Source organism: Paraburkholderia sp. BGA-UO-ETr-F21, from assembly GCF_059567925.1.
In genome coordinates, this window is the sequence record NZ_JCAQOY010000002.1 from 16,659 (window position 1) to 29,358 (window position 12,700).

Annotated in this window: 10 protein-coding genes and 1 pseudogene; 1 reads left to right on the forward strand and 10 read right to left on the reverse strand. The window is 57.3% G+C overall.

The window, feature by feature from the left end:
• Positions 1 to 803 precede the first annotated feature (803 nt).
• The 7 genes from AC57B1_RS00470 to AC57B1_RS00500 all read right to left on the reverse strand — a co-directional run bounded on the left by AC57B1_RS00470 (position 804) and on the right by AC57B1_RS00500 (position 8,328).
• On the reverse strand, positions 804 to 1,538 hold the full coding sequence (locus AC57B1_RS00470; protein WP_046565325.1) for an IS6 family transposase: 735 nt from the start codon (positions 1,536 to 1,538) through the stop codon (positions 804 to 806).
• A 91-nt stretch (positions 1,539 to 1,629) separates the two neighbouring features.
• Positions 1,630 to 2,469 (reverse strand): class II aldolase/adducin family protein, encoded by an 840-nt coding sequence (locus AC57B1_RS00475; RefSeq protein ID WP_496416259.1) that lies wholly within the window; start codon positions 2,467 to 2,469, stop codon positions 1,630 to 1,632.
• A 77-nt stretch (positions 2,470 to 2,546) separates the two neighbouring features.
• Positions 2,547 to 3,611, reverse strand: a complete 1,065-nt coding sequence (locus tag AC57B1_RS00480) for a porin (protein WP_046565327.1) — start codon at positions 3,609 to 3,611, stop codon at positions 2,547 to 2,549.
• 81 nt (positions 3,612 to 3,692) lie between these two features.
• A complete protein-coding gene (locus tag AC57B1_RS00485) occupies positions 3,693 to 5,099 on the reverse strand; it encodes an MFS transporter (RefSeq protein ID WP_046565329.1) in 1,407 nt (468 codons plus the stop codon).
• A 255-nt stretch (positions 5,100 to 5,354) separates the two neighbouring features.
• Entirely contained in the window at positions 5,355 to 6,155 is an 801-nt protein-coding gene (locus tag AC57B1_RS00490) for an alpha/beta fold hydrolase (RefSeq protein WP_046565330.1), read from the reverse strand.
• 23 nt (positions 6,156 to 6,178) lie between these two features.
• Positions 6,179 to 7,063, reverse strand: a complete 885-nt coding sequence (locus AC57B1_RS00495) for a fumarylacetoacetate hydrolase family protein (protein ID WP_052719582.1) — start codon at positions 7,061 to 7,063, stop codon at positions 6,179 to 6,181.
• A gap of 26 nt (positions 7,064 to 7,089) precedes the next feature.
• Positions 7,090 to 8,328, reverse strand: a complete 1,239-nt coding sequence (locus AC57B1_RS00500; RefSeq protein WP_046565331.1) for an FAD-dependent monooxygenase — start codon at positions 8,326 to 8,328, stop codon at positions 7,090 to 7,092.
• Positions 8,329 to 8,763: 435 nt separating this feature from the next.
• Between AC57B1_RS00500 and AC57B1_RS00505 the strand changes: the two genes are divergently transcribed.
• Positions 8,764 to 9,729 carry a LysR substrate-binding domain-containing protein gene (locus tag AC57B1_RS00505; protein ID WP_046565333.1) on the forward strand — a complete coding sequence of 322 codons (966 nt, stop codon included), beginning with the start codon at positions 8,764 to 8,766 and terminating at the stop codon, positions 9,727 to 9,729.
• A 113-nt stretch (positions 9,730 to 9,842) separates the two neighbouring features.
• On the opposite strand, the gene AC57B1_RS00510 is transcribed toward AC57B1_RS00505, so the two are convergent.
• The 3 genes and pseudogenes from AC57B1_RS00510 to AC57B1_RS00520 form a co-directional block, all read right to left on the reverse strand.
• Positions 9,843 to 10,748 (reverse strand): VOC family protein, encoded by a 906-nt coding sequence (locus AC57B1_RS00510; protein ID WP_046565335.1) that lies wholly within the window; start codon positions 10,746 to 10,748, stop codon positions 9,843 to 9,845.
• A 205-nt stretch (positions 10,749 to 10,953) separates the two neighbouring features.
• Positions 10,954 to 11,355: pseudogene (locus AC57B1_RS00515) on the reverse strand (ABC transporter substrate-binding protein); the annotation flags it as partial.
• A 447-nt stretch (positions 11,356 to 11,802) separates the two neighbouring features.
• Entirely contained in the window at positions 11,803 to 12,609 is an 807-nt protein-coding gene (locus AC57B1_RS00520) for an alpha/beta fold hydrolase (RefSeq protein ID WP_046565337.1), read from the reverse strand.
• Positions 12,610 to 12,700 lie beyond the last annotated feature (91 nt).

Below are 12,700 nucleotides of genomic sequence, written 5' to 3' on the forward strand. Positions count from 1 at the left end.
TGCATAAAACTGTTCCCGCGTTTTGCAGAATCGTTTCCCCCGTACCCAAGACCGTGACGATCGGCGATCGCTTGCGCAGCCAAACTTCCCGTCTAAATATAGGGGTCTCCTGACCGGATCGGACACCAACAAATCTATGCAAACCGTCGACTGCATGTCCAGCCGATGGATTTTGCCTCTGGAATTTCCTCGTGCAATAAGGTAGCTAATAGATAACAAAAGGCTACCAATTAGCTACCAATTTCGGCCGGACATTCATTCCGCTACTTCCGCGCCTCGATGTTCGTCGGCGCGATTCCGGTGGCGCCCTCTTTTCATCACCCAATCCTGATAAATAGCAATTATCAGGATTGGAAGGGCGCAAAAAAACGGCCCGCACGTCGCGGACCCGGTGATGGCGGAGCAAGGACGGGCGGCCAGTCACCCGCCAGCCCCGCCCTTGCTCCGTTTGCGGTCACCGTGTCGCTGGCACGGACCACCTCTACAGGATAGTCGCGGCGCGGGTGCGCGGCCGGAATTTTTCAGGCCCGCCGTGCCGTGGGCGGCGCAAATGGTGGTTCAGCAGATTGTGGCTGTCCGGCCTCCGTTGCCGGACACCGTTCGCACGGGCGCGTGCTGACTTCGCGCGGCACCCGGCGCATGCGCCAGTGGGCACGAGCCGCTTGTCGGCGGGCGCAGGTGCCGCTCGAGGTGGCCACCGCGCACCCGTGCCGTCCGGGAAGTCGCAGTAACGCCAGCTTTCCTGTCCACGGCATTGTCAAGTTACCGAGAGTGAGACGGCGCGACGGCAGGTGTGACGAGTATCAGAAAGCGGTCGACGGATTTTGGGCGAGTTCGGCGAATTCGCGCCATTCAACGAACCGGGCTGCGAGTTGTGTGCGATAGAGTGAAGCGCGCAGCAAATGCCGCTTGAGCGCGAAATGTTGCCTGATCGGTCCGAAGCACGAGAGAAATTTCTGGGTGCGTTTCGGGTCGCGAAAGCCGCGCATGCGACGCTCGCGCTCACGTGTCGGTTGGTGGCTATTCTCTGCGCGGTTGTTCAGCCGAGCTGCCGCTTTGACAAACACGTGCTTCACGTTTGCAAGTTCCGGGATCTCGGCTTTTGCCGCCGGATAGCTGCGCAACTGATCGGTGACGATCCTGCGCGGTACCGGGCTCGAACGCAGCACACGCTTGAAGAAGCGTTTGGCAGCGGCTTTGTCGCGCCGCTTTTGCAGCAGGATGTCGAGTTCGGCGCCATGCTCGTCGACCGCACGCCACAGCAGGCACGGGTCGCCACGAAGCGTGACGAACATCTCGTCGAGGTGCCACGTGCTACCCGGCTTGCGTCGCACCGCTTTCACCCGATGAGCAAAGCCCTTACCAAACTTGTCACACCAGCATCGGATCGTCTCGTATGTCACGATCACGCCGCGCTCGAAAAGCAGTTCCTCGATGTCGCGCAGGCTCAACTGGAAGCGGAAATACCATCGAACAGCGCAGCTGATGACACCAGCCGGGAAACGGTGACCGTGATATAGCGATTTCGATTTCTTCATCGCGCCATCTTATCCGACGAGTCACGCAACCTGACAACGCCCGAACAAAGACATACCGATCTCCCGTTCCGGTGACAGAGGTGTTCGAAGATTACTGCTTCTTCTGCGTCTGTTCGAGGCCGAATTGCGAATGGTCGATCTTCGCAATTTCATCGGGCGTCATGGTTTTGGACAGCATGTACTGCCACGGACGGTTGATGTCGAAGTCCTTTTCGGAGAAGAGTTCCGCCTTGTCCATCGTCACGATGTTCTTCGACAGAAGCATCGCTTGCATCTGCATGCGGGCATCGACATCGACGTAGGTGGCAAACACGACGGCCTGCTTGAGCGACCGGCCAACCACCGTGTCGCCGTGACCACGCATCAAGATCACGGGATCGTTGCCGAGTTCATTCGCCAGTGCGGCACCGCGTTTCATGTCCGTGACTTGCATACCCGTGCCATCCTTACCTTGGACATCACGAATTTCAAATGTTTTGGTTTCCAGCGGCAGGAAGCCGGCTTGCGCGATCACCGGCTTGAGCGGGATATCGGTCAGGCTGAGCGGGATGACCGCTTGCGAGTGCGAGTGAATCACCGCGTTGATGTTCGGGTGTGCCTTGTAGATCTCACCGTGGATATAGCGCTCGCCATTGAGCTTGCGGCCACGCGGATCGACCGGCTGGCTGTCGGACACGCGCACTTCAAGAATGTCGTCCTTGGTGACTAGCGAAGGCGGCATTGCACGCGGCATCAAAAATATGTTCGGGTCTTTCGCTGAACGCACACTGACATGGCCGAAACCGTCGAGCACATGTTCGTGAACCAGAATCTTGTACGCCAGAACGAGCTGGTCCTTCAGCGCATCGTCGGGGTCAGCCGGTTGCTGTGCGTAGGCGACTCCGACAATACCGAAAAGTATTAGCGACGCGAATTTCCATACACGAATCATTTATCGTCTCCTTATCTGCATTTCAATTCACACGTCCGGTCGTTGCTCACCGGACGTGTTACCGGAGCTAACCGATATTAGAAGCGGTGTCTCACACCCATCATCACACCCGTCTGCAATGCGCCTTCCGTAGCGGTGTTATACCCGGCAAGGCCGAGGCTGCTATTCGACTTGTTCGCGACCATCGCGACGTTCAGATAGATGTCCGTTTGCTTGGACAGCAGATAGCTTCCGATGATAGACACCATCACCGGCTTCCCATGACCCGTGTTGCGATCGTCCACGTAGTACACGGCCGCATCGACGTTCGCGAATGGCGTTACGAGATAACGTGCAGCCAGCCAGTAGAGCGCTTCCGACGTATTGACCGCGGCGCGCTGCGTATAGAGACGATATGCGGCGATCAGTTGAATCGGCTTGAAGTCATACGAGAGACCCACGCCATAACGCGAGACTCGGTTATTCCGTGCCGCCACCGTATTGCCGTTCTGCGCGTCGTAAAGCAGACCGATGTTCGCCGCGCCGTAATCGTAGGTCAGCATCAGGCTTTCTTCCTTGCCGATCTTGTAGTCGCCGGCAACTGGGCCCGCACCCGCGACCGTATCGTATCCGAAGCTGTACAGGTTCTTGATGCCGAGCTTGCCGCCACCAATCTTGAAGCTACCCTCGTAGTTCACAGCGTTGTCTGCACGACCTACGATTGCCGAATCGAGAACGGAAGCCGACCAGGTAGCAGGCCCCACGGCGTCATACAGAACACCGAACTCGTATACCGCCGTCTTGATACGACCGAATGTCAATTGACCGTATGTCTTGGACTTCAGGCCGACGTATGCAGAACGACCGAAAAGACGCCCCCCATTATTGATCGTGCCTTTCGTGGCGTCGAACCCGTTTTCGAGGTTCGCAACTGCCGCCATACCACCGCCGAGATCCTCGCGAATCAGAAGGCCCCAACGCGACGTCGAAGCGCCGCCCGATTCGACCGCAAACGTCGATGCACCGCCGCCCTTACTCGTCAGATTGTGATTCGTCCATTGAACACCCGCATCGACGATGCCATACAGCGTCACGCTGCTCTGTGCCATCGCGGCGGTGCTCACCAACGACGCCGCCGCGATGGCGATCAGGGTCTTTTTCATTTTCTGTCTCCAAACTTCTGTTTATAAGAAATACCGGGAAGTGCCGCGAATACACTGCAACACCTCCTGGACACCGTTCTTTTAGTGTCCGAGGGGCACATCATCAAGCGACTTCTGGCGACTATCACCCCGGATCACGAACAGGAGGATGATTGCCGCAGCCAGCAACGGCATCGAGAAGTAGTAGATGATCTGGTGGATCTCGGTTCCAAGCATCAGCAACCAACCCAGAACGAGCGGGCCCGTAATCGATCCGCAACGGGCGCCTGCGAGAATGAGTGCTGCCGACAGCGCACGAATCCGTGTGTCGTACAGCTCATTGCTCATCGTAAAGAAGACCGGCATTACAGCGCCCGAGAAGAACGAGTAGCCGATGTTGAAGCCGAGGATCACCGGGACCGGAGCCTTATATTCGAACGACAGGCCAAAGCCGACGAAGCAGACCGCGCTCAGCGCCGAGAACAGCAGGATTGCCCACTTACGTGGCATTCTGTCCTGAAGCCACATGCCTAGCACCTGACCGATCGGCGTAGCGACCAGCACGATCATGGTGAATCTGAAGCTCTTCGTCAGCGTGAAACCCTGCTTCACGAAAATCGACGGCAGCCAATGACCCACGCCGGTCACCTGAACGTTGTTTGCAAGCTGGAACAGTGCGAACACCGCGATGGTGACGGCCGAAAGACGCAGCAGCGAAAATTGCCGACGCCAGGTGATTCTTTCTGCCTTGGCCGTGGCAGGCGGCGCCACGAGTTCGATATCTCGATAGCCGGATATGTCGGCAAGTCGCCGAACGATCTGACCGGCCTCCTCCGTGCGGCCTTGCGAGAGCAGAAAGCGCACCGATTCCGGGATATATCGACGAACGAAAAAGATCATCAACGCGGGAAGGACGCCGACCCACAGAAGCGCACGCCAGCCAGATGCCGGAATGACGAGTGTCGCGACGATTGCGCACACGGTCCAGCCCGACGCATACGCGATCGATCCGCAACCGACGAAAATATGGCGAAGTCGCCGCGGGGCCATTTCAGACAACAGTGCGAATGCAGCCGGAAATTCCGCGGCCATGCCCAGACCGGCGATGAAACGTGCGCAAAGCAGCGTGTTATAGGTTGGAGCAAGCGCGGCAAGCATAGTGCCGAACGCATAGAAAAAGATTGCCCATTGCAGGATCGGTTTGCGGCCGATCTTGTCCGCCCACGGCGCGACCAGCAATGCACCGAAGAACAGTCCGAGATTCGTCACCGAGCCAATCACGCCAGCCTGCAAATGATCGATGGCGAACTCTTTGGAGAGCAGCGGAAGCGCAAACGAGATCGTTTGATTCTCGAAGCCATCCAGTATCTGCGCGACCATACAGCCAATGAGCAAAACCCACAGCATCGGGTTCATCGGCGATTCGTCGATGAATTCGATGTAGTTCATGCGTGTCGCCGCAGAGAGCCGCGTCACGCTTTTGTCCTTCTCTATCGACAGACTTGCCATCTATGTCTCCTGGTGGTCTATTCTTAGTAAACCTTTATGTAGTGAATGGAATCCGATCCACGTGTTTCCTTGCGATATCTCCCCCGCAAGAATGGCTTCGCCCTATGTGCTAATGACCCGTTCGCGAAAGGATGTATCGACGAGGCACTTGAGGCGGGTTTTTGCAACGGCTATCCTCAATTCCTCATACGCGATGTGTGCGAAGCCCGGCACCGGCAGCAGTTCGCTCAATGGCTGTAATGCCATGGAGATGTCTTATCGCTTGACATGGGCGAGCCACGCCACGAGCACCCGATTAAATGCTTCGGATTGCTCCACGTTAGGAATGTGCCTGGCGCCCTCGAATCCCTCGTAACACCCGGTGGGAAACAGGCTTGCCATGTAACGACTTTCTTCCGGGGTCGCCCTCGGGTCTTCGGTTCCACATGCAACGAGAACTGGCGTCTGCACGGTATGCAAACGATCGGTGAAGGTGAAATTGCCGATGGCCCGAACACAACCGATGTAGCCCATCGGCGTACAACACGCCACGGTGTCGCGAATCTGCTTCCAGCGGCCCGGATTTGCCGCCTGATAACCAGCGGTGAGCCATCGCGCCATCGTCTTGTCGGCGATCGGCTCCAGTGACCCGGCCGCATTGATCGCCTCGATCATCGGGTCCCAGAACGTGGCTGCATCCGCCGGAGACTCCGACTGGGTATCGGAGAGCAACAGCGAATGCAAGCGATCCCCATGTCGCAGGCCCAGCGACTGTCCGATCATCCCGCCGATCGACAGGCCGACGAAATGAATGCGCTCGATTTTCGTTGCGTCGAGGACTTCAATGATGTCATCCGCCAACAAGTCGATCGAATAAGGGGCCGGCGTCGCAGAACTACCACCGTGTCCACGCAGATCCGTACGCAAGACGCGATAACCCGCGGCCAGCAGTGCCGGGACTTGTTCCGCCCAGAGCCCCATATCGGCCGCAAGCGGGTGACATAGCATGGCCACCGGTCGGTCTTCCGGACCGACAAGGTCATAGCTGGTAACGCGGTCACGCGAACGAAGTAGCATGGCGTTTAACCTTGAAAAGCGTGTTAGCTGGCGTCGACGACGTCGAGTTCCATCGTTCCGACCTTGGAAATCGTGCCCTTCAGCTTGTCGCCGTGGAACAACTGCGACACGCCTGCGGACGTCCCGGTCGTGATCACTGTGCCTGCCTTCAGCGTACGGTCCATGGTCAGGAAGCGGATCAGGTCGCGAACGCCGTTGATCATGTCGGCCGTGTGCGCATGCATCACCTGCTTGCCGTTCTGATCCACGTCGATCAACAGATCCTGCGGCTCGCCCACTTCATCCTTGGTCACAAACCACGGCCCGAGGCCGCAGAACGTATCGAAGCCCTTGCGGATGTTGCGTGTGTTGTGAACGCCATGACCCCACGGATCACGCGTGCTGATGTCCCAGCACATCGTGTAGGCATACACGTAGTCGAGTGCGCATTCGGCACTGACATTCTTCGCATCGCGGCCGATGATGAGAGCGAGCTCGCATTCGTAGTCGACATGCCTGGCGACTTTCGGCAGGACCACCGTGCCCCCGGGGCCGACGAGCGACGACGCCGGCTTCAGAAACACTTCGGCCATCAATTCATCGGCCGTCAGCTTCGACCGGTCATAGGCCTGCACGCGGCCGGTCATTTCAGTTTGGTGCGAGCGGTAGTTCGCCGCTGCCGCCCAGATCGCCGGTGGATTGTCCGTAGGCGCCAGCAGCTTCACCTCCGACAACGGCACGGATTCACCTCGACGCGCGATGCCGAGTGCAACCTCTGCTTCCGGATTGTTTGCAAGTGCCTCGATGATCTCGCTCATCGATGCGCCTCGGCGCGTGACACCCGCAGTCGCGAGGGCTTCGCTCAGCGGATAAACGACGCCACCTTCGATCAGGCCTGCTTGGCCATCGTTATAACGGCAGATTTTCATATCGGGTAGTCAGGTTCGGATTAGGCTCAGACTTTCCATTCGGTCTCGGCATTCGGGCCATCGGCGTACAACTCGTTGACGTAAGGCGTTTGATCCCATTGCGTCACCGGATCGAAGCCGTACAGCCAGTCGTTCTTGGCGTATTGGTGCGAGGAGCCGTGTTGATCGACTTGAGCTTTCTGCGCTTGCGTGTCCTTCATGTGCTTGAATCGCAGGTTGGTCAGCGAGAAACGTTGCACGCCGTGCACACGCGGAATGCGAACGCGACGGAAGTTCTCAAATGCTTCCTCGACCGAGCAACCCGACGACAGCCAGCGACCGAGAATGTAGGCATCTTCGAATGCCTGGCAGGCGCCCTGGCCCGCGTTCGGCACCATGGCGTGCGCGGAATCGCCGATCAGCTGGACACGGCCGAAGCCCCAGTTGTCGTTGATCGGGCGTGCGAACAGGCCCCACTTCATGCAGTCGGTCACGAGGTCGAGCAGCCGCTTCAGGCGCGGCTCCGGATTCGGGAAGCTGGCACGCATATCGTCCGGATTGCCCTTGCCGTTCCACGTTTCTTCAACCCAATCGCCGGTATCCTGCTGCGTGACGATGTTGACCATCGTCTTGTTGCGGATGTAGTACGCGCGAATATGAGCGCCCGGCCCGACCCATTCGACGTGGCCGTTCGGCGCCAGGATGTCTTCCGGCACGATGCTCGCGTTGAGCAGCGCACGCCATGCCATCTGGCCGGTATAGGTCGGTTTGTCGTCGCCGTAGAGCGTCTGGCGAAGCACCGATTTCACGCCGTCTGCACCGATCACATATTCCGCTTCCACCACGTTGCCGTTCTCGAACTTGAGTACGACGCAGTCTTCGCGCACTTCAGCGCTCACCAGACGATGACCGAGATGGATGTGTGATTTGTCCACGGTCGATGCGAGTGCGTCGAGCAGATCGGCACGGTGGAACGAGTAATAAGGCGCGCCCCACTTTTCGGCGAGCTTGAAGCGGTCACGCGATTGAATGAACTCACCCGTTTGCATCTGAAGCATATATTCGCCAGGCGAACGGTGACCCACTGCATCCACTGCCTCCTTGGCGCCCAGACCCCACAGTGCCTTGACCGCTTGCGGGCTGCAGCTCACCGCTGCGCCAATTTCTCCCAATGCGGGCGCTGCTTCGAAAAGATCGGCATCGATGCCGAAGGTCTTCAGTGCATTTGCAGTTGCAGTTCCCGCAAGTCCGCCACCGACAATTGCGATGCGGCATTTCGTTAGCATGGCTTTTCCTTCCAGAGACGTCGTTAAAAATGTGAGATGACTATATGGCGCCAACGACAACGCAACAATTCAACAATTCAGCCGAAAACTTTAGCCGCGCTGATACATTCATATAAGAAATCGAGAGCCGAAAGAAAATGGTGCGCGTACCGCGTCCATAGCACGTGCGACGCCATTTTCCGCACGCCAGTGCGTCGAGAAAATTCGCCGTAAAAGCCCGGATTTCCTCGGGTTTTCCCGCACCGGAATAGCGCCAAAACTGAGGGGAGATTGACCGTGCGGCGTTATTTGTCGATTTACATTCGGGCATACCCGATATAAGTACAAGTCCCTACCTTGTCCAAAACGTCTTCCACGGAGAGAAAATTGTTGATGTTGCGACCTTCGAGTGGCGCAAGTTAAACTCAAGCGCGATTAACTATCTCGTGAACCGTTATGCCGACACAGCTCGACTGGTATCTTCACCTCAATCTGAAGACTCGCCATCTCAGGTTATTGGTCATGCTGGACGATCTCGGAAGCTTGAAAAGAGTCGCCGAGGCAACCCACGTAACATTGCCGGCGGTGTCGAGATCGCTAGCCGAGCTTGAAAGGGGATTGGGTCTCGATCTTTTCGTCCGTACCTCTCAAGGCATACGCGCAACCGCGTATGGTGAGTGTCTGATTCGACACGCACGCAACATACTGACCGACGTACAGCAGGTGCGCGACGAACTCAATTCGCTGTACAACGGCTCGGGCGGAAAAATTAATATCGGCGTGTATCCGGCATCGAGTTCTGTGCTCGTCCCCAGGGCATTACGCCTGTTGAAGCAACGCTCGCCGAACACGAACGCCCAGGTTATCGAAGGCACTCGCCCGCTTCTGCTGCCACAATTGTGGGAGGGGAAAATCGACCTGATAGTCGGCCGCTTGCCAGCCGTTCCCCCGTCGAGTGGCTTCGATGAGAAGCCCCTGCTGGAAGAACGACTGGTAATCGTCACGGGCCCTCATCATCCTCTGGCGAAACGCAAACATCTTCAATGGTCCGATTTGCAGCCGTATCCATGGGTATTGCCTTCCTATGCCTCGCAAATGCGTGAACCCTTTGAGCGCATCCTTGAGATGCAAGGACTCGAATTCCCGAAGAACTACATTGAGACGATGTCGGTTCAGGTTGCACGTTCGTATCTCTATTGCAGCGATGCGGTTTCGGTACTCGCGATTACAGCTGCGCGAGATAAATTTCAGCCGCTCGCTGTCCTGCCCCTGACGCTTCCTCCGATGTTGCGAGCGACCGGCATGATGTGGAACCGGAATCGTCCTTTTAGCGCGGCAACAGAATTGATGATGGACTGCCTTGAAGGCGCAGCCAAACAGATAAGTGAGGCGGAGCGTTCGCAAGCCAATCCGGTGTTTTAAGTGGCTCGGCGTTGAACGCCGGTCTGCGGAAACTTCAACAGGCCGAACCTGGCATCAGATTCGGTCCCACGTATTCATGGCACCGGGCGGAGCCCAGCAGGTGCTCGTCCGTTCTATTTCAGGAACAGCGCCGTTGAGAAAGGCACGCTCGTTTCAGGGGCATGGAACGCCGGCGTGGGGCGTGCCAGGCCCCATTGATCGCGACGCCCTTTCGGAAAACCCCACTCGTCCGGACCCTTGAACTTGTAGGTCTCGTCAACCTGCTCGACTTCAGCCGTGTATTCGACGATAAAGCCGCCCGGTCCGACGAAATAACAGAAGACGTTATCGCAAGGACCATGGCGGCCGACGCCCCAGCCGATTGCGTGACCGGCTTCCGTCATGCTTCCGGCGGCGGACATCACCGAATTGATATCCTGCATTTCGAATGCCAGGTGGTTGTACGAGCTCGACTTCGAAATGAACAGCGCGAGACTGTGATGGTCCGAATTGCAGTTCAGGAATGTAATGGTTTTGCTTTGGTCGATGACGCGGAAGCCGAGTTTCTCGACAAAGAATTTTGCCTCACGATCAGGACTATTCAGCACAATGTGCGACACCTTGCCCGGACGATCGGCCTGGGTTGCGTAGTCAGCATGTTGCTTCGGTTGCGCAACGACCCGAAAAACGCGGCCTTCGTCCGGGTCACGGAACGAAAACCCATAGCCGCCGCCGATGTCATCGAGGGGACCGACCGTGTCCGTCGTTTCCACGCCCGAATCCCGGAGTGATGCGAAGAGCGCATCGGCCTGTTCCTTCGATTCGATCGTGAGATCGATGCGCAGCAATTGGGGCGCCGGAAACCGATGAAGCGCCAGCGTATAGAAGTCCCGCCCCGTGCCCCGCAGATAAACGCTATCGGGCGAAGCCGATACTACCTTGAGACCCCAATCCTGTTCGTAAAAGCGCGCGGCTTCTTCGAGATTCGGCAATCCGAAGTGGACACTACGAACGCCGTTGATGCCTGTTCTCGTCGGCATTGTCTTACCTCCATTGTAAAAGTCGGGAGTCGGCCCCGGTGTTTCGGCGGCCATCCTGCCTCTCCCATCACATCACTGCTTTACTTGACGCCGCGAGTTGTCCATCTATCAATAGATAGTATGTCAACTGCAACGGCGTCCGACTATTGAGAAAAACTTTCTAACGCTTGCGAGATCGGTTAACTGGGCGGGAAGCTCGAGCGCATCAGGAACGGTCAGGGTCGACAAACATCTCCGCGATCGACAAACGACGCGGCGTAAGACCTTGCTTGAACGTCGTGGCTTCGAGCGCTTCGATGGTCCTGATGTTTTCCCTGATACCGTACGGCAGCGGGTCGTGCCCGACGACTTTGCGCAATTCGGAATACCGCTTATCGGTTGCGTCTTGTGCCGGATCTGCGTCCAGACGTTCAAGCCATTCTTTTTTGGCTTGCGCGAACGCATCGTAGAGCGACATGGCAATCCACGGATGCTCGGCCAGCACCGAATCCTTAAGCACGATCGTGCCATGCATCGGATAAATGCCGGTGCACGCGTAGTAGTCGGCTTCGAGTTCGGCAGCGTTCGGGAACAGGTCTGGATAGTCCGCCTCGACTTCTCGCCAGCCACGCCCTTGCTTCAGTGCAAACGTATTCGGATAGTCCACCATATTTGTGCGCATTGTTAATTGCATACTCTAAACCCGGTTATAACTTCCGTTGGGGATCGCCCATCGCTCGCGTCGCATGACTTCGTGAACGAAATATTTCATGCCCGATATGATGCCGCCAAACACGGGCCCCACGATTGAGTAATACCCCCTCCAAGGTTAGGAGATGCTGTTAACCGGGTGTCCAATGCTTCAACCGTGAGCGTGGCGAGATCAATTGATCCGGAAACCGGACTTTATTGACGATACCCGGCGATATATCGGTGCTTCGGCCATGGACGTCAAAGCGAGGAGTCGCATCTTCGGCGGCGACACGCGAAGGGTTCACCGCGGGTTTCCCCGGGTCTTTCTGAAATGATCAATAGTGCCGAAGCGCAGTACCGTGTGCACTTCAGCCTTGGACCGTTAAGCGGCTTTCCGCGCGTCCTCTAGCCAGTTCAGAAGCACTTGATTGAATGCATCGCCCTGTTCGACGTTCGGAATGTGCTTGGCACCGGTAAATTCTTCGAAACGGCCGTTGACGAACAGAGACGCGATCTTGCGACTTGCTTTGGGTGTCGCGCTAAGATCTTCGCTGCCACAACCGACGAGCACCGGCAACTTCACTTCGCCGAGACGCGGGGTGTAGTTGAAGTTGGCGAGCGCTTGCGCGCAGCCGATATAGCCCGCCACCGTGCAGCCCGCGACGGTCGCGCGGATCTGATTCCAGCGCAGCTGGTGCTTGCCACGATACTCCGACGTCAGCCAACGGCCCATCGTGTCATCGGCAAGCCCTTCTACGTCGCCGGCCTGCTTGAGCTTCTCGATTCGATTGCCCCAATGCGTCGCCGCATCTGGGAAGCTTTCGCTTTGCGTATCACAGAGAAATGCCGAATACAGACGATTCGGATAGCGCAGTGCCAATGACTGGCCGATCGCGCCGCCGATCGACAGACCAACGAAGTGAAACCGCTCGACGCCCAAGGCGTCTGTGACTGCGATCACATCATCCGCGAGTGCGTCCATGGTATAGGGCCCATCGGCTGCACGGCTGCCACCATGACCCCGCAAATCCGTACGAAGCACCCGATAACCCGCGGCCAACAAAGCCGGCACCTGTTCTGCCCACAGACCCATGTCTGCGGCCAGTGAATGCATGAACATCACAACCGGTCCATCTTCTGGACCGACGAAATCGTAGCTGATGGTGCGATCGACAAGCGGGAGCAGCATTGTATTTCCCTCCTTGATTCAATTTCGGCGACGCGTTGTCCGCCGACAGTGTAGTTCTCAATCTGAAAAAGCCAGCTAGAGATGATCTAGC